Raw genomic sequence first — 16388 nt, 5'->3', positions numbered from 1 at the left:
TGGAGCGTCCATGAGCAGCACCGCGCCCGCATCCGAACCGACCGACGCCGAGCGCACGCCGAGCGGCACCGACGAGCGGACCACCGTCGCCGTGCTCTTCGGTGGCCGGTCGAGCGAGCACGAGATCAGCTGCGTGACCGCCGGCGGCATCATGGACGTCGTCGACCGCGACCGGTACGACCTGCTGCCGATCGGCATCACGAAGGACGGGGCGTTCACGCTCCAGGCGGACGACCCGTCGGTCTGGGCACTCCGGGGTCAGGAGCTCCCGACCGTGCCGGACAACGGCACCCGCGTCCGTTTCCCGCTCTCCGGCGACTCCCGTGGGTTCTCCGTCGAACTGCCGGACGGCTCGGTCGAGTCGCTCGGGGACGTCGACGTCGTCTTCCCGATCCTGCACGGACCCTTCGGCGAGGACGGCACCGTCCAGGGCCTGCTCGAGACCGCCGGCCTGCCCTACGTCGGCGACGGCGTCCTGGCGAGCGCCCTGGCCATGGACAAGCACGTCGCGAAGGCGGTCCTCGAGCACGCCGGGCTCCGGGTCGCCCCGTGGACGACGGTGCTCCGTCGGCAGTGGCAGGCCGATCCGGTCGACGTCGCCGAGACCGTCGCCGCGCACGGCTTCCCGCTGTTCGTGAAGCCCGCACGCGCCGGGTCGAGCATGGGCGTCTCGCGCGTCGACGACCCCGCTCAGCTCGGTGCGGCGATGGACCTCGCCTTCGAGCACGACAGCAAGGTCATCGTCGAGCCGCGGGTCGTCGGCCGCGAGGTCGAGGTCGCCGTGCTCGAGGGTCGTGACGGCGTGCCGCGGACGAGCCTGCCCGGGGAGATCGTCGTCGCCGAGGACGGCTTCTACGACTTCGCCGCCAAGTACCTGGGCGGTGACGAGCAGCTGCTGTGCCCGGCCCCGCTCACCGAGGCGGAGACCGACGAGATCCGTTCCGTCGGAGCGCGTGCCTTCGAGGCGATCGGCGGCGCCGGGCTGGCCCGTGTGGACTGCTTCCTGACGGACGACGGCTTCGTCGTGAACGAGGTCAACACCATGCCGGGGTTCACCCCGTTCTCGATGTACCCGCGCTGCTGGGCGGCGTCGGGGCTGCCCTACCCGGAACTCGTCGCGGAGCTCATCGAGTTGGGACGCGCCGCGGTCCGCTGAGGACCGTCCGGGTCAGTCGACGTCCTGCGGGTCGAGGCAGCGGTGGCCGTCCTCCGGCAGCCGTGACACGGCGTCACCGAGGTCCTGCAGGGCGTCGCCCGTCGCGCGGGAGGTGTCGATGACGACCTGGACCGCGGGGGGACCGGCCGAACGTCGTGTAGACGACCTCCTTCCCCCCGGTCGTCGCGGATCCAGTCCACGGAGCCCTGCGAGAAGCACGGCAGGTCGGAGACGGTCGGCACGGCGACACCGCAGTGGTAGAGCACGGCGGAGGGGGACCCCCCACGCCGCCGTGGCCTGTGCGGAGGTGTTGCGGAGCGCCAGGGTGTCGTTGACGACCGCGGGCAGGCGGACCTGGGCATCGGCACACGCGGCCGCGTCCGCTGCGGGAGCGGGCTCCATGCGGACCGCGTTCGTGCAGCCGGACAGCCCGGCCACGACCGCCGCCGCGGCGAGCACGGTGGCGATGATGCGGGGTCCTCGGCGCGCGGTGTCCATCGGCGTCCAGGCTACCGTTCTCGTGTGGACGCGACGCACGACGAGCACCAGCACGAGCACCGCACCGACGGTCCCGACGGCGTCGACGGGCGGGCGACCGCCGGAGCACAGCGCACGACCGTCGGAGCGCTCGGCGAACTCGCGGTGCTCGACCGGGTCACGCGACGCCTCCCCGCCGGGTCCCCGGTCCTCGGGCCCGGGGACGACTGCGCCGTCGTCGCCGCCCCCCGACGGCCGCTTCGTCGTGACCACGGACATGATGGTGCACGGCCCGGACTTCCGGTGGGCGTGGTCCTCGCCCGAGGACGTCGGCTGGAAGGCCGCCGCCACGAACCTCTCCGACGTCGCCGCGATGGGCGCCGTGCCCTCCGGTCTCGTCGTCGCGATCGCGGCTCCGCCGGACACCCAGGTCGCGGTGCTGGAGGGCGTCGCGGACGGGTTCCGACTCGCCGTCGACGCCCTCGCTCCGGGGTGCGGGGTGGTCGGCGGCGACCTGTCCACGTCGGCGACGTTCTCGCTGACCGTCACCGCGTTCGGGGACCTCGGAGGGCGGGACCCCGTCGTCCGGTCCGGTGCCCGGGTCGGTGACGTCCTCGCTGTCTCCGGGGAGCTCGGCGCCGCCGCCCGCGGCCTGGCCCGGCTGTTCCGGGACGGCGTCGACGCCGCGGGGGGAGCCCGACGTCGAGCGGGTCCGGGCGAGCGGGGCCGACACGGACCCCGACGTCGCCCGGCAGCGCCGCCCGGTCCCCCCCGATCGCCGACGGTCCGCTGGCTGCCGCAGCCGGTGCGACGGCGATGCTCGACCTGTCCGACGGGCTCGCGATCGACGCAGGGCGCCTCGCCCGGGCGAGTGGCGTGACCCTGGAACTCGACCCGGCCGAGGCGTCGGCGCCCGACGGGGTGGTGGACGAGGTCGCGCTGCACGGCGGCGAGGACCACGGGCTGCTGGCGACCTTCCCGGTCGGGACGCGCCTGCCGGGCGGCTTCCGCCGGATCGGCGTGGTGCGCGAGCGCACGTCCCACGCGGGAGCGGACCATGCGGAGCGGTCCGTGGACCTGGTTCGTGGCGGGACGCCCGTCCCGACGACGGGGTGGGACCCGTACGCGGACTGGGACGGCGTCGCGGGCTGACGCAAAGTCGCACCCCCCGCGCGCTCCGGCACCGGCCCGGCAGCAGGTCCGGCTCCGGTCGGAGCGGCGGTAGCCTCAGTCCGCGTCGGCCACGGCCTCCCATGCCACGGTGTCACCCCACGAGCGCTTGCTGAACCGGGTGAGCCCGGCCGGCCACGTGGGCTCGGGGGGAGCGGGTGCCGCGTTCGACGACGACGACCGCACCGGGCGTCACGCGTGACACGAGGGCCTCGAGCACGTCGGTGACCTCGGACTCGGCGACCTCGTACGGCGGGTCGATGAAGACGAGGTCGAACGTCTTCGCCGTCCCCCCGCAGGTACCCCAGTGCGGGCTGCGCGTGGACGTCGATGCGGACACCAGGCGCGCGCTTCTGCACCGCGCGCGCGTTCTCGCGGCAGGCGGCCGCCGCGGACGCGGCGCGGTCCACCAGGGACACCTCGACCGCACCCCGGGACGCGGCTTCGAGGCCGAGCGCACCGGTTCCGGCGTACAGGTCCGCGACCGAGGTGTCGTCGATGAGCCCGCGCGACTCGAGGGAGGAGAACAGCGCCTCGCGCACACGGTCGCTCGTCGGTCGGGTGCCGGACTTCGGCACCCGGAGCGTCGTGGACCCGGCGGCGCCGGCGATGATGCGCGTCATGCTGCCACCGTAGCGGGCCGCGGCGGCGACCCCGGCGTCCTCCACAGCCCCGCCGGGGGAGGCTCGTGGCGGGTCGGACGTCGCGGGTACCGTTGGGGCGTGGCCACCTCCCGCACCGATGCCGCTCCGACGAGCCCAGCCGCGGGCGCTGACGCCGCCCGTGCGGGCGCTGCGTCGGTCGGCGACGCGCCGTCCGCTGCCGTGGGGGGGACCCGTGCAGTGGGGCCCGGCGCCGCTCGACGTGCGGCTGGCGAACGTCCTCGGTGGGCGGACGGCGAAGGCGATCGAGAAGGCGTTCGGGCACCGCACCGTCGGGGAGTTCCTCGAGCACGCTCCGCGTCGCTACGCGGAGCGCGGCGCACTCACGGCGCTGGACTCGCTCGCGATCGGCGAGTCGGTCACGATCGTCGCCGAGGTGGTCGAGGTCCGGGAGCGCACCATGCGGGCGCGACGGGGCTCCATCCTCGAGGCCAAGATCGGGGACGGGACCGGCCTGCTGACCCTGACGTTCTTCAACCAGGGGTGGCGGACGAAGGACCTCGTGCCCGGCGCCCGCGGGGTCTTCGCCGGCAAGGTCGGCGACTACCGCGGCGCCCGGCAGCTGGCGCACCCGGACTACGAGCTCTTCGACCGGGACGACCCCCCGCGCCACGGCGGACCCGGGGTCGGAGGAGGCGATCCGCTGGTCGCGCCAGCCGATCCCCATCTACCCGGCCACGGCTTCCCTGTCGTCCTGGCAGATCGCGAAGGCCATGGGGGTCGTCCTCGACACGCTGCCGGACGTCGCCGACCCGATCCCGGCCTCCGTCCGGACCCGGCTCGACCTCGTGCCGTTCCGTCGGGCACTCGAACTGCTGCACCGGCCGGAGAAGGTGTCCGACTTCAAACGGGCGCAGGACGCCCTGCGCTACCGCGAGGCGTTCGTGCTGCAGACCGCGCTGGTGCAGCGCCGGATCGCGGCGCGGGCCACGGCGTCCGTCGCCCGGACCGCGTCGCCCGGCGGCGTCCTCGAGCGCTTCGACGCGAGCCTGCCGTTCACCCTGACCGACGACCAGCGGTCGGTCGGGGCCGAGATCGCGCAGGACATGGCCGGGACCTGGCCGATGCACCGGCTCGTGCAGGGCGAGGTCGGTTCGGGCAAGACCCTCGTCGCGATCCGGGCGATGCTCACCGTGGCGGAGTCCGGCGGACAGTCCGCGCTGATCGCCCCGACGGAGGTCCTGGCCGCGCAGCACCTCCGGTCGATCGTGAAGTTCCTCGGGCCGGACCTGGCCGCGGAGCTCCGTCCGGTGATCCTGACCGGGTCGCAGTCCACCGACGAGCGCCGGCGGGCGCTGCTCGCCGCGGCGTCCGGTGGGTCCCGCCTCGTGGTCGGCACCCACGCGCTGCTCGGCGACCGGGTCGACTTCGCCGAACTCGGCCTGGTGGTCGTCGATGAGCAGCACCGCTTCGGGGTGGAGCAGCGTGAGGCCCTGCGGACGAAGGGCTCGACGCCACCGCACGTGCTCGTCCTCACCGCGACGCCCATCCCGCGGACCGTGGCGATGACCGTGTTCGGCGACCTCGACGTCTCGACGATCCAGGGCATGCCGTCCGGCCGGGCCGGGGTCGAGACGTTCACCGTCGGGCTCGCCGAGCACCCCGGGTGGGAGTCCCGCATCTGGACGCGGATGGCCGAGGAGCTGGCGGACGGGCGCCAGGCGTTCGTCGTCTGTCCGGCGATCGACGACGCGCACGGCGAGGACGACGGGACGCCCGGTCCCGCCGGCGACGGAGCCGCGGCCGACGGCACGCCGGGCGGCGCCGACGCCGACGGCACGCCGACCAGGAAGCCCGCGACGGTCCTCGCGACCGCGGAACGGATGCGCGCCATGCCCGTGCTCGCGGGGCGGCGCATCGAGGTCCTGCACGGCCGGATGTCGGCGGAGGAGAAGGACCGCGTGATGACGTCCTTCGCCGACGGCGCGGTCGACGTGCTCGTCGCGACGACGGTGATCGAGGTCGGTGTCGACGTCCCGAACGCCTCGATGATGGCGGTGCTCGACGCCGACCGGTTCGGCGTCTCGCAGCTGCACCAGTTGCGCGGGCGCATCGGTCGCGGGCAGTACGCGGGTGTCTGCCTGCTCGTCACCGCCGCCGAGACCGACACGGTGTCACGGGAGCGCGTGGACGCGGTGGCCGCGTCCGACGACGGGTTCGAGCTGGCACGGGTCGACCTCGAACTGCGCCGGGAGGGCGACGTGCTCGGCGAACGGCAGTCGGGTGGGCGGTCGTCGTTGACGCTCCTGCGCGTGGTGCAGCACGCCGACCTCATCGTGGACGCGCGGGAGGAGGCCGAACGCCTCCTGGAGGACGACCCGGACCTGAGCGGCAGTCCCGCGCTCCGGGACGCCCTCGCACGCCGCCTCGACGAGTCCGACGCGGCCTTCCTCGGGAAGAACTGAGCGGAGTCGGCCGGTATCGTCGCTCACATGACGAAGATCGCCGTGGTGCCCGGCTCGTTCGACCCCGTGACGCTGGGACACCTCGACGTGATCGCCCGTGCCGTGGACCTGTTCGACGAGGTGCACGTGCTCGTCGTGCACAACCCCGACAAGAAGGCGGCACTGTTCGACGCCGGCGACCGGGTCCGGCTCATCCGGGAGTCCGTCACGGAGCTCGGGATCCCGGGCCGGGTCGTGGTCGGGGAGTGGACGGCCGGGCTCCTGGTCGACTACTGCCGGCAGGTGGGGTCGAAGATCCTGGTGAAGGGTGTGCGGTCCGGCGAGGACGTGGCCTACGAGACCCCGATGGCGATCATGAACCGGCACCTCGCCGGGGTGGAGACGGTCTTCCTGCTGCCGGACGCCGCCCGGGCGCACGTCTCGAGCTCGCTCATCCGGCAGGTGTCGTCCCTCGGTGGCGACGTGACGCCGTACGTGCCCGACGCGGTGGCCCGCGCGCTCGCCGGGCGGGCCTGACGGCCGGACCGACGGACGGCCGCCCTCGACACGCTCCGGGTGCTCGACTCGTCGGCCTGAGCGGGGTAGGCTGGTTGATCGTGTCTTCCTCCGTGAACAGCCCCTACGCCCTGCGTGTGCGTGACCTCGCGCACCGGCCGGGCGACATGCGCGAGGTGTCGCTCGACATCACCGTCCCGAGCACCCTCGGCGCCGGTCTCATCGCCGTGCGCGAGGGCGACCAGATGCACCTCGACGTGAAGCTCGAGGGCCTCCACGAGGGTGTGCTCGCGTCCGGCACCGCCCGGGCCGAGGCGACGGGGGGAGTGCTCGCGCTGTCTCATCGACGTCAGCGAGCTCGTCGAGGTCGAATTCGCGGAACTGTTCGCGTATGATGCCTCGGAGGAATTCGACTACCAGGTTCACGATGACCACGTGGATTGTGAACCGGTCGTCCGAGACGCGGTGGTGCTGTCACTGCCGTTCCAGCCGGTCTGCCGGCCGGACTGCCCAGGACTCGACCCGGAGACGGGTGAGCGCCTGGCGGACATCGGCGAGCGGCCGACAACCGCTGCCACCGATCCTCGCTGGGCTGCGCTCAGCGGGATCCAGTTCGACGACAGCACTCCCGACCAGACCACCGCGGACGAGGAGCGGACGCCGGCCGACCAGGCCGAGTGACCGCCACCGCCCACGACTGACCACCGACCAAGCGAAAGAGAACCACCATGGCCGTCCCCAAGCGCAAGCAGTCCCGTGCGAACACGCACGCCCGTCGATCGCAGTGGAAGGCCGCACCGGTCCAGCTCGTGAAGACGATCGAGAACGGCAAGGTCACCTACAGCCTCCCGCACCGCGCGAAGGTCGTCGAGGACTCGGCCGGCACGCCCCTGTACATGGAGTACAAGGGCCGCAAGGTCGCCGACGTCTGATCGGACTCCCCTCATGACTGCGACGTCCGGCGCCGCGGGGTCCCGCCCCGTGGGGTCGGACGTCGTTCGTCTGCGCGACCTCCTCGACGTGCCGGTGGACCCGGAACTCCTGCAGCTCGCCCTCACCCACCGGTCGTACGCGTACGAGCACGGCGGGATCGGGCACAACGAGCGGCTCGAGTTCCTCGGCGACTCCATCCTCGGGCAGGCCGTGACTGTCAAGCTGTTCCGTGACTACCCGGAACTCGACGAGGGCGAGCTCGCCAAGCGGCGCGCGAGCCTCGTCTCCACGGTCGCCCTCGCCGAGATCGCCCGCCACATCGGGCTCGGCGCGTACCTCCGGCTCGGCAAGGGCGAGGAGCAGACCGGTGGTCGCGACAAGTCGTCGATCCTCGCCGACACGGTGGAAGCCGTGATCGGGGCGACGTACCTGTCCGCCGGCGCCGACGCCGCCACCGACCTGGTGCTGCGGCTCGTCGCGCCGCTGCTGGTCGACCCCGCGCGGTTCGGCGCCGCGATGGACCCGAAGACGAGCCTGCAGGAGCTCGCCTCCGCGCGCTCGCTCGGCAACCCCGCCTACCGCATCACCGAAGCGGGCCCGGACCACGACAAGACCTTCCACGCGACGGTCGTGCTGCAGGGCGAGGACGTCGCCACCGGCACCGGCACGAGCAAGAAGACGGCGGAGATGTCCGCCGCGCTCGACGCCTGGACGCGACTGTCCGGACGTCCCGTCGAGGGCTGACCGGGTGCCCGAACTCCCCGAGGTCGAGGTCGTCCGCGCCGGCCTCGAACCCGCCGTCACCGGCGCCAGGGTGCTCGCCGTGCAGGTGCACGACGAGCGCGCGCTCACCCGCCACGACGGGCCTGCCGAGGACTTCGCGCACCGCCTGACCGGGCGGACGATCGCCGCGGCCGTCCGTCGCGGGAAGTTCATGTGGTTCCCGCTGGACCCCGACGGGGACCGACCCGAAGCACTGGTCGCGCACCTCGGCATGAGCGGCCAGATCCTGCTCGGCCGCGACCGACCCGCCGCACGGCACCGGCGGATCGTCCTCGACGTGCAGCCTCCCGGGACGGACCGGGACGGCGTCCGGGAGGCACCGGTGCAGCTCGAGTTCGTCGACCAGCGCACCTTCGGGTCGATGGCGATCGACCGGATGCTGCCCACGGTCGACGGCGCTGCCGCCGGCCACGCCGGGCAGATCGACACGACCGACCCGCGAGCCGACTGGCGCCGACGGATCCCGTTCCAGGTGTCGCACATCGCCCGGGACCCGCTCGACCCCGCGTTCGACGACGACCGCTTCACCGCCGCGGCGCGGAAGCGGTCCAGCGGCATCAAGCGTGTGCTGCTCGACCAGGGGGGTCATCAGCGGCATCGGGAACATCTACGCGGACGAGTCGCTGTGGGCAGCGCGCCTGCACTTCGACCGACCGGCCGACCGGCTGCCCCGGGCGACGCTGCACCTGCTCCTCGACGAGGTCCGGGCCGTGCTCCGCCGCGCGCTCGAGGACGGCGGGACGAGCTTCGACGCGCAGTACGTCAACGTGAACGGGCAGTCCGGGTACTTCTCGCAACGCCTCGCGGTGTACGGCCAGCAGGGGGGAGCCCTGCCCGCGGTGCGGCACCGCGATCGTGCGTGAGGCCTTCATGAACCGGTCGAGCCACCGCTGCCCCGTGTGCCAGCCCGCTCCGCGGCAGCGCAGGCGTTAGCCTGACGCGAACCGACCAGCCGGAGACCGCATGTACCTGAAGAGCCTGACCCTCAAGGGGTTCAAGTCCTTCGCGCAGCCCACGACGTTCGCGTTCGAGCCGGGCGTCACATGCATCGTCGGCCCGAACGGCTCCGGCAAGTCGAACGTCGTCGACGCCCTTGCCTGGGTGATGGGGGGAGCAGGGGGGCGAAGACCCTCCGCGGCGGCAAGATGGAGGACGTCATCTTCGCCGGCACCGCCACCCGCGGTCCCCTCGGTCGCGCACAGGTGACCCTGACGATCGACAACGCCGACGGTCTGCTGCCGATCGAGTACGCCGAGGTGACGATCTCGCGGACGCTGTTCCGGAACGGTGGCAGCGAGTACGCCATCAACGGCGAGAACTGTCGGTTGCTCGACGTCCAGGAGCTGCTGAGCGACACCGGGCTGGGCCGGGAGATGCACGTCATCGTCGGGCAGGGCCAGCTCGACAAGGTGCTGCACGCCACCCCGGAGGACCGGCGCGGGTTCATCGAGGAGGCTGCCGGCATCCTCAAGTACCGCCGCCGGAAGGAGAAGACGCTCCGGAAGCTCGACGCGATGCAGACGAACCTGACACGGCTGTCGGACCTGGCGGGGGGAGATCCGCCGGCAGCTGAAACCGCTCGGACGCCAGGCCGAGGTGGCCCGCAAGGCGCAGTCGGTCGCGGCCGTCGCCCGGGACGCCAAGGCCCGCCTGCTCGCCGACGACGTCGTGCGGTTGCGGCGCGAACTGCGCGACCACGTCGAGGTCGAGACCGGTCGGAAGTCCGAGCGCATCGTCCTGCAGGAGCGGCTCGAGCAGATCCGGCAGCGGCAGCAGCAGGTCGAGCAGAGCATGGTCGGCGACGACGTCGACCGCGCCCGGACCGTGGTCCACCGGTTGGAGAGCGTGCAGGAGCGACTGCGCAGCCTGTCGATGCTCGCGAACCAGCGGCTGATGTTCCTCGCGCAGCAGGCCGAGGCACCGCAGCAGGGCCCGACCGTCACGCCCGAGCGGGTCGCCGGCGTCCGCGCCGAAGCCGACCGGCTCGACCTGCGTGCGCAGGAGATGCAGGGTGGGACGACCGCCGTCGGTGAGCGGGTGCAGGCCGCTCGTGCCGCACTCGACGCGCTCGACGAGCAGATCGCCGCGCAGGCTGCCCGCGTCGCGCAGCACGACCTGAACGGCCAGCGGCTCGCCGGGGCCGTCGAGGTGGCGCGCTCGCGGCGGTCGTCGGCCGTCGCCGACCGGGAGCGGCGGGAGCGAGCGCTCTCCGAGGCGGTCGTCCGTGCCGAGCAGGCCGCCGCCACCCTGGAGGACCTCGGTCGCGACCCGGCGCTGGACACCGACGACGAGACACTCACTGCGACGCTGGCGGCGGCCCGCGACCAGCTCGACCGAGCCCAGGCGGACCGGGACACGCACCGGGACCGACTGCACGCGCTCGAGCGCGAACGGGACGCCCTCGACGCCCGGATCGCCGCGCTCGCGCTCTCGATCGACGTCCGTGACGGTTCGCAAGCGCTCATCGACGCCGGTCGCGAGGGGATCGCCGGCCGGCTCGCCGACCGTCTCACGGTCACGCCCGGGTACGAGGCGGCCGTCGCCACCGCACTCGACGGGCTCGCGGACGCCGTGCTCGCCGAGGACCGGCGGGCTGCGCTCGACGCCGTCGACCACGCCCGGGCCGCGGACCTCGGTCGCATCGACGTGGTCGTCGCCGACGTGGCCGGCAGTGCGTCACGGCTGCCCGCCGCGCTGCCGCCCGGCGTCCGGGCCGCGCTCGACGTCGTGACCGGCCCGCCCGCGCTCACCGCGGTCCTGACCGAGACGCTGGTCGCCGACCGGGACGACGTCGACCTGGAGGCGGTGCTCGCGGCCGCCCCGGACGCCACGGTGGTCACGCGGTCCGGCGACCTCGTGCGCGCGGCGCGGGTGACCGGCGGCGGGCAGCGCTCGACGTCCCGCATCGAGTTGGCCGCGGACCGCGACGCAGCGGCCACCCGCCGGGAGACCGTGGTGGCCGAGGCGGAGGAGGCGGCCGCGGGCCTCCAGGCTGCGCGGACCGCGGTGGAGGCCGCACGGCGGGCGGTGGACGAGGCGGACCGGGCCGCGCGCGCCCACGCCCGCGCGACGGCGGAGTACGACCGGACCAGTGCCTCCGCCCGCGCCCGGGCGGAGAACACCGCTGCCGAGGTCGAGCGGCTGCGCGCAGCCCTCGCCGAGACGGACGGTGCGACTGCGGCCTCCGAAGCGGCACTCGCCGCGGCCGAAGCGGAGCTCCGGGCCTTCGCGGAGCGCCCGCGCCCGGTCGTCGACGCGTCCGCCCGGCCGGCGGCGCAGGACGCCGTCGACGCCGCCCGGGCGGCGGAGATCGAACACCGACTGCAGGTCGAGACCGCCCGCGAGCGTGCCCGGGCCGAGCGGCGTCGGGCGGACCAGCTCGAGCGGCAACTCGGAGCGGAGCGGGCGGCGGCCGAGGAGGCTGCGCGTCTCGCGGTCATCCGACGGGGGCAGATCGCCTCGGCCGAGGGTGTCCTGGCCGACCTGCCGGTGGTCCTCGCCGCCGTCGACCGTTCGCTGGCCGAGGCCCGGGTGCAGCTCGCGACCGAGGAGTCCGAGCGCACGAAGCGCAACACCGAGCTGCAGGGCATCCGGAACGAGGAGCGCGAGCTGCGGGACCGTCTGCAGACCATCACCGACGGGGTGCACTCGCTCGAGATGGAGATCTACGAGAAGCGGCTGCACCTGTCCGGGGTCCTCGACCGGGCGCAGAGCGAACTCGGGCTCGGCGAGACCGTGCTCGTCGCGGAGTACGGGCCGGACGTCCCCGTGCCGGTCGACGTGCTCATCGACCCGCGGGTGCTCGCACGACGGCACCGCGAGGCGGCACGAGCGGCCGCTGCCGAGGACGTGTCGACGGGGGCCGAGGACACGGCCGCTGACGACCTCGACCCGGTCGGTGTCGACGTCGACGAGACCGACGACACCGACGAGACCGTGCTCGCCGCCGGCTCGACCCTGCCCGGCGGGCCTGCCCTGCCCGAGTACGAGGCACCCGACGTCGACCCCGCGGACGTCCCGACCACGCCGTACGTCCGCGCCGAGCAGGAGCGCCGACTCGCCGCGGCCGAGCGTGACCTCGGGCGGCTCGGCAAGGTGAACCCGCTCGCGCTCGAGGAGTTCCAGGCGCTCGAGCAGCGGCACGCGTTCCTGTCCGACCAGCTCGACGACCTGCAGAAGACCCGCGCCGACCTCCTGACGATCATCGAGGAGCTCGACGGGAAGATGCAGACCATCTTCGCGTCCGCGTTCGAGGACACCCGCGAGGCGTTCGACGTCGTGTTCCCGATCCTGTTCCCCGGCGGTTCGGGATCGATCACGTTGACGAACCCGGACGACCTGCTCACCACCGGCATCGACGTGCAGGTCAAGCCCGCGGGCAAGAAGATCGACCGGCTGACGCTGCTGTCCGGCGGGGAGCGGTCCCTGGCTGCCGTGGCGCTGCTCGTGGCGATCTTCACGGCCCGGCCGAGCCCGTTCTACATCATGGACGAGGTCGAGGCGGCGCTCGACGACGCGAACCTCGGCCGCCTGCTCACCGTGTTCGGGCGGCTGCAGGAGTCGTCGCAGCTCATCGTCATCACGCACCAGAAGCGGACCATGGAGATCGCCGACGCGCTGTACGGGGTCTCGATGCGGCAGGACGGCGTGTCCGCCGTCGTCGGCCAGCGGGTGCAGAAGCCCGAGCCCGCCGCAGCGGTCGCGTAGCCGACGGTCGGAGACGGACGGGAGGCTCCCCACCGGCCGGTTCCGGACCGACGCGCCAGCGGCGGGTCGGCCGTGACCGGTGGGGAGCCTCCAGTCAGGCGTGGGGAGGTGGCGACTACTTCGCGTCGGCCTCGACGGCGTCCGCCGGCTCGCCGGTCGGGGTGAGGCCGCGCTGCTGGCGCTTCTTCGACACGACGAGGCTCGCGACCGTCGCGACGGTGATCGTCAGGAGGATGAAGCCCAGCGAGAACCAGATCGGGATCTCGGGCGCCCACTCGACGTGCTGACCGCCGTTGATGAACGGCACCTCGTTGACGTGCAGGGCGTGGAAGACGAGCTTCACGCCGATGAAGGCGAGGATGACGGCCAGGCCCTGACCGAGGTAGATGAGCCGCTCGAGCAGGCCGGCGATGAGGAAGTAGAGCTGGCGGAGACCGAGGAGCGAGAACGCGTTCGCGGTGAACACGATGAACGCGTCCTGCGTCAGCCCGAAGATCGCGGGGATCGAGTCGAGCGCGAAGAGCACGTCCGTCAGGCCGATCGAGACCATGACGAGCAGCATCGGGGTGAAGAGGCGCTTGCCGTCGACCTTGGTGGTGAGGCGGTCACCGTCGTAGTGCTCGGAGGTCGGGATCACGCGGCGGAGCAGACGGATGAGCTTCGAGTCGCCCTCCTCGGCACCGTGTTCGTCGCCGCCCTTGGCCTGCGACCACGCGAGCCAGAACAGGAGGAGACCGAACAGGTAGAAGACCCACGAGAAGTTCTCGATGATCGTGACGCCGAGGGCGATGAAGACACCGCGCGCCACGAGGGCGATCGCGACACCGACGAGCAGGACCTTCTGCTGGAACTCCTTCGGCACCGCGAAGGTCGTCATGATGATGAGGAAGACGAAGAGGTTGTCGACCGACAACGCCTTCTCGGTCAACCAGCCGGCGAAGTACTCACCGCCGGCCTGTCCGCCGCCGAACACCCACACGCCGACACCGAACAGGATCGCGAGCGCGATGTAGACGATGGACCAGAAGGCCGATTCGCGGATGTGCGGCACGTGCGGCGTGCGCACGTGCGAGAAGAAGTCGAACACGAGCAGGCCGAGGATGCCTGCGATCGTGAAGAGCCACACGTACAGGGGGGACGTCCATGGAGAGCCTCCAGGTCAGGGGCGTGCCACACAGGGAAAGTGGGTACGCCGGAGCCTGAAGGTCTCTTCCGCCGCGGTCCTGTCCGGTGATCCGGTGGGCCGCGACCGACGCCCCGGGTCCGGGTCGTTCCGGGCCGTACTGACGGGGTCGCCGAGAGGGAATACTCCCCTTCGCGACTCCGACCCTACCGAAGGCCGGCACCGAGTGGGCACCCGTAAGCTGGGAACATGGCGAGTAGTTGGTCCCTGTCCTCCCGGCTCCGTGGTCTGTTCCAGCGGAAGACCATCGACGAGACGACGTGGGAGGACCTGGAGACGGCGCTGATCGGCGCGGACTTCGGCCCCGACATCTCCGAGGAGATCATCGAGGACCTCCGTGCGCGCGTCGCCCGGTACGACACGACGGACCCCGCCGACCTCAACCGCATGCTGCGCGAGGTGCTCGAGGAGCGGCTGTCGAAGCTCGACACGACGCTCAAGCTGAGCAACCGTCCCGCCGTGGTCCTCGTCGTCGGCGTCAACGGCGTCGGCAAGACCACCACCATCGGGAAGTTCGCGAAGTTCCTCCGCACCTACGACCGCACGGTCCTGGTCGGCGCCGCCGACACGTTCCGCGCCGCGGCCGTCGAGCAGGTCGCGACGTGGGCGCAGCGTGCCGGCGTCGACGTCGTCCGCCCCGCACAGCCCGGGCAGGACCCGGCGTCGGTGGCGTACCAGACCGTCGAGCGTGCGATCCGCGAGGGCACGGAGATCGTCGTCATCGACACCGCCGGCCGGCTGCACACGAAGGCCGGGCTGATGGACGAGCTCGGCAAGATCAAGCGCGTCGTCGAGAAGCAGACGGAGATCGCCGAGGTCCTGCTCGTGCTCGACGCGACGACCGGGCAGAACGGGCTCGCGCAGGCGCAGGCCTTCATCGAGGGCGCCGGGGTCACGGGACTCGTCATCACGAAGCTCGACGGGTCGGCCAAGGCAGGGTTCGTGCTCAGCGTGCAGGAGAAGACGGGCATCCCGATCAAGCTCATCGGCCAGGGCGAGGGCATCAACGACCTGACCGGCTTCACGCCGCACGTCTTCGTGCAGAACCTGGTCGGGTGAGTCCCGTCCTCCGCCGTCTGACCGACCGCGCTCCCGGCGGCGTCTCCGTCCTCGAGCTCGTGGTGATGTGCTGCGTCGCCGTCGCGCTCACGTTCGGGAGCCTGTTCCACAAGCTGCAGTGCGCGGCGGACGGGTTGGACCTGGCGTACGTGACGGGGCACGCGTGCCTCGGCGACACCCTCAGCCTGTGGGGGGATCCGCGACCTCGGGTCGCACGTGTTCCCCTACGTCGGGGAGCTCACCGACCGCGGTCTGCCGCCCGGCACCCTCGAGTACCCGACGCTGACCGGCCTCTGGGCCTGGCTGTCGGCACTGCCCGTCGACTCGCTGCGCGGGTTCCTCGTCGTCACGGCGATCACCTTCGTGCCCGTGGTGGTCCTGGTCACCGTGTTCCTGGCCCGCGTCGCCGGACGCCGCGCCTGGGTCTTCGCCGCGACTCCGCCGCTGTTCCTCTACGCGCTCTACAACTGGGACCTGCTCACCGTGCTCTGCACCGCTGCCGGCCTGTTCGCCGCGGTGCGGTGGCCGGCCGGACGCGCACCCGTCTGGCGAGCGGTCGTCGTCGGGGCGCTGTTCGGCCTCGGCGGGGCCTTCAAGCTCTACCCGCTCGCGTTCGTCGCACCGTTCGTCCTCGCCTTCCTGGTCGACGCCGGTGTGGCGTGGCCGGACCGGTTCCGTCGCGCGGCCGCTGCCGTGGCGGGTGCCGTCGGCGTGGTGCTCGCGGCCAACCTGCCGTTCGTGGTCGTCAACGCCACGTCGTGGTTCTCCGTCATCCGGTTCCAGGGCACCCGGGCCATCGACCCGAGCACGATGTCGGTCTGGTACTGGGGCCTGCAGCCGTGGTCGGCGAACCCCGACCCGGGCGTGCAGCACAAGCTGAACCTGCTCTCCACCGGAGCGACCGCGGTCGCCGTGCTGGCCGTCCTGGTCGTCGGGCTCCTCATCGGGCTCCGCCGCGGTCGGATGCCGTGGATCGAGACGAGTGCGGCCCTGCTCTGCGCCTACCTGGTCGCGAACAAGGTCGATTCGCTGCAGTACGTCCTGTGGCTCACCCCGTTCTTCGCGGTCGTGCGCATCCGCCTGTGGTGGGTCGTCGCGTACATGACGGCGAACCTGCTGCTCTTCGTCGGCTGGTTCCACAGCTTCGCGCTGAAGGCGGTCGGCATGACGGCGCGGAGCTGGGCGGACGAGGCGCAGTCGATCGGCATCTGGGGACAGATCATCCTGCTGCCGATCCTGGCGGTCGTCTTCCTCCGCAGTCGTGCCGTGGACAGTGACGTCGCGCAGGGTGTGGACGTCGACGTCGACCGGCGCGCGCAGCAGCCCGCTGACGTGTACCGTCCGGCTGGTACCTGACC

Annotated in this window: 16 protein-coding genes and 4 pseudogenes; 17 read left to right on the top strand and 3 right to left on the bottom strand. The window is 72.6% G+C overall.

All coding sequences use genetic code 11. The features are described from left to right. Nucleotides 1–10 precede the first annotated feature (10 nt). Complete coding sequence (locus DEJ15_RS12645; RefSeq protein ID WP_110826130.1) at nt 11–1156, top strand: D-alanine--D-alanine ligase family protein; 1146 nt, start codon at nt 11–13, stop codon at nt 1154–1156. A 12-nt stretch (nt 1157–1168) separates the two neighbouring features. On the opposite strand, the gene DEJ15_RS12640 is transcribed toward DEJ15_RS12645, so the two are convergent. Further along, nucleotides 1169–1912, bottom strand: a complete 744-nt coding sequence (locus DEJ15_RS12640; RefSeq protein WP_502866105.1) for a hypothetical protein — start codon at nt 1910–1912, stop codon at nt 1169–1171. Here DEJ15_RS12640 and DEJ15_RS19620 point away from each other — a divergent pair. Together DEJ15_RS19620 and DEJ15_RS19615 are read left to right on the top strand one after the other, a co-directional pair. Then, nucleotides 1899–2513: a thiamine-phosphate kinase gene (locus DEJ15_RS19620; RefSeq protein WP_502866104.1), complete on the top strand. Its 615-nt coding sequence runs from the start codon at nt 1899–1901 to the stop codon at nt 2511–2513. The two genes, DEJ15_RS12640 and DEJ15_RS19620, sit on opposite strands and share 14 nt — an antisense overlap. Next, a complete protein-coding gene (locus DEJ15_RS19615) occupies nt 2510–2785 on the top strand; it encodes a hypothetical protein (RefSeq protein WP_502866103.1) in 276 nt (91 codons plus the stop codon). Before DEJ15_RS19620 ends, DEJ15_RS19615 begins: the two co-directional genes overlap by 4 nt. A 75-nt stretch (nt 2786–2860) precedes the next feature. On the opposite strand, the pseudogene DEJ15_RS12630 reads toward DEJ15_RS19615, so the two are convergent. Continuing rightward, nucleotides 2861–3426 (bottom strand): annotated as a pseudogene (locus DEJ15_RS12630) (RsmD family RNA methyltransferase). 214 nt (nt 3427–3640) lie between these two features. On the opposite strand from DEJ15_RS12630, the pseudogene DEJ15_RS12625 reads away from it, so the two are divergent. The 12 genes and pseudogenes from DEJ15_RS12625 (at nt 3641) to DEJ15_RS12580 (ending at nt 12788) form a co-directional block, all read left to right on the top strand. Beyond that, nucleotides 3641–5870: pseudogene (locus DEJ15_RS12625) on the top strand (ATP-dependent DNA helicase RecG). A gap of 27 nt (nt 5871–5897) precedes the next feature. After that, the gene (coaD, locus tag DEJ15_RS12620; RefSeq protein WP_110826132.1) at nt 5898–6386 is read left to right on the top strand and encodes a pantetheine-phosphate adenylyltransferase; all 489 of its coding nucleotides are present in this window, start codon (nt 5898–5900) and stop codon (nt 6384–6386) included. Nucleotides 6387–6466: 80 nt separating this feature from the next. Further along, nucleotides 6467–6760 carry a hypothetical protein gene (locus DEJ15_RS12615; RefSeq protein ID WP_284175072.1) on the top strand — a complete coding sequence of 98 codons (294 nt, stop codon included), beginning with the start codon at nt 6467–6469 and terminating at the stop codon, nt 6758–6760. Further along, nucleotides 6648–7046, top strand: coding sequence for a YceD family protein (locus DEJ15_RS12610; RefSeq protein WP_284175071.1), 399 nt, complete (start codon nt 6648–6650; stop codon nt 7044–7046). Before DEJ15_RS12615 ends, DEJ15_RS12610 begins: the two co-directional genes overlap by 113 nt. 47 nt (nt 7047–7093) lie before the next feature. Continuing rightward, nucleotides 7094–7297: a 50S ribosomal protein L32 gene (gene rpmF, locus DEJ15_RS12605; protein WP_022905230.1), complete on the top strand. Its 204-nt coding sequence runs from the start codon at nt 7094–7096 to the stop codon at nt 7295–7297. A 13-nt stretch (nt 7298–7310) separates the two neighbouring features. Then, nucleotides 7311–8042, top strand: a complete 732-nt coding sequence (rnc, locus tag DEJ15_RS12600) for a ribonuclease III (RefSeq protein ID WP_110826133.1) — start codon at nt 7311–7313, stop codon at nt 8040–8042. Nucleotides 8043–8046: 4 nt separating this feature from the next. Beyond that, a pseudogene (locus tag DEJ15_RS19610) lies at nt 8047–8385 on the top strand (DNA-formamidopyrimidine glycosylase family protein); the annotation flags it as partial. A gap of 259 nt (nt 8386–8644) precedes the next feature. After that, a complete protein-coding gene (locus tag DEJ15_RS19605) occupies nt 8645–8944 on the top strand; it encodes a hypothetical protein (RefSeq protein WP_502866170.1) in 300 nt (99 codons plus the stop codon). Continuing rightward, nucleotides 8937–9014: a hypothetical protein gene (locus tag DEJ15_RS19600; RefSeq protein ID WP_502866169.1), complete on the top strand. Its 78-nt coding sequence runs from the start codon at nt 8937–8939 to the stop codon at nt 9012–9014. Before DEJ15_RS19605 ends, DEJ15_RS19600 begins: the two co-directional genes overlap by 8 nt. Before the next feature lie 30 nt (nt 9015–9044). Beyond that, nucleotides 9045–9287 (top strand): AAA family ATPase, encoded by a 243-nt coding sequence (locus DEJ15_RS12590; RefSeq protein ID WP_284175070.1) that lies wholly within the window; start codon nt 9045–9047, stop codon nt 9285–9287. Then, nucleotides 9227–9394 (top strand): annotated as a pseudogene (locus DEJ15_RS12585) (chromosome segregation protein); the annotation flags it as partial. The gene DEJ15_RS12590 and the pseudogene DEJ15_RS12585, both read left to right, overlap by 61 nt. Nucleotides 9395–9677: 283 nt before the next feature. Then, nucleotides 9678–12788 carry an SMC hinge domain-related protein gene (locus tag DEJ15_RS12580; RefSeq protein ID WP_284175069.1) on the top strand — a complete coding sequence of 1037 codons (3111 nt, stop codon included), beginning with the start codon at nt 9678–9680 and terminating at the stop codon, nt 12786–12788. Between the two features lie 115 nt (nt 12789–12903). Here the strand turns inward: DEJ15_RS12580 and DEJ15_RS12575 are convergent, their stop codons facing one another. Further along, the gene (locus DEJ15_RS12575; protein WP_502866168.1) at nt 12904–13920 is read right to left on the bottom strand and encodes a TerC family protein; all 1017 of its coding nucleotides are present in this window, start codon (nt 13918–13920) and stop codon (nt 12904–12906) included. A 240-nt stretch (nt 13921–14160) separates the two neighbouring features. Between DEJ15_RS12575 and ftsY the strand changes: the two genes are divergently transcribed. Continuing rightward, nucleotides 14161–15030 (top strand): signal recognition particle-docking protein FtsY, encoded by an 870-nt coding sequence (ftsY, locus tag DEJ15_RS12570; RefSeq protein ID WP_110826137.1) that lies wholly within the window; start codon nt 14161–14163, stop codon nt 15028–15030. Between the two features lie 216 nt (nt 15031–15246). Continuing rightward, nucleotides 15247–16386, top strand: a complete 1140-nt coding sequence (locus DEJ15_RS12565) for a glycosyltransferase family protein (protein WP_284175067.1) — start codon at nt 15247–15249, stop codon at nt 16384–16386. Nucleotides 16387–16388: the final 2 nt, after the last annotated feature.

Origin of the sequence: Curtobacterium sp. MCJR17_043 (genome assembly GCF_003224315.2) — a bacterium.
Classification (GTDB): Bacteria; Actinomycetota; Actinomycetes; order Actinomycetales; family Microbacteriaceae; genus Curtobacterium.
This window is presented reverse-complemented; position numbering and strand designations above follow the sequence as displayed.

What these genes read in the sequence shown, in the direction of transcription:
- DEJ15_RS12590 (WP_284175070.1), top strand. Translation starts at nt 9,045, where the DNA reads ATGTACCTGAAGAGCCTGACCCTCAAGGGGTTCAAGTCCTTCGCGCAG.
- DEJ15_RS12640 (WP_502866105.1), bottom strand. Translation starts at nt 1,912, where the DNA reads ATGTCCGTGGTCACGACGAAGCGGCCGTCGGGGGGCGGCGACGACGGC.
- coaD (WP_110826132.1), top strand. Translation starts at nt 5,898, where the DNA reads ATGACGAAGATCGCCGTGGTGCCCGGCTCGTTCGACCCCGTGACGCTG.
- rnc (WP_110826133.1), top strand. Translation starts at nt 7,311, where the DNA reads ATGACTGCGACGTCCGGCGCCGCGGGGTCCCGCCCCGTGGGGTCGGAC.
- ftsY (WP_110826137.1), top strand. Translation starts at nt 14,161, where the DNA reads ATGGCGAGTAGTTGGTCCCTGTCCTCCCGGCTCCGTGGTCTGTTCCAG.
- rpmF (WP_022905230.1), top strand. Translation starts at nt 7,094, where the DNA reads ATGGCCGTCCCCAAGCGCAAGCAGTCCCGTGCGAACACGCACGCCCGT.
- DEJ15_RS12645 (WP_110826130.1), top strand. Translation starts at nt 11, where the DNA reads ATGAGCAGCACCGCGCCCGCATCCGAACCGACCGACGCCGAGCGCACG.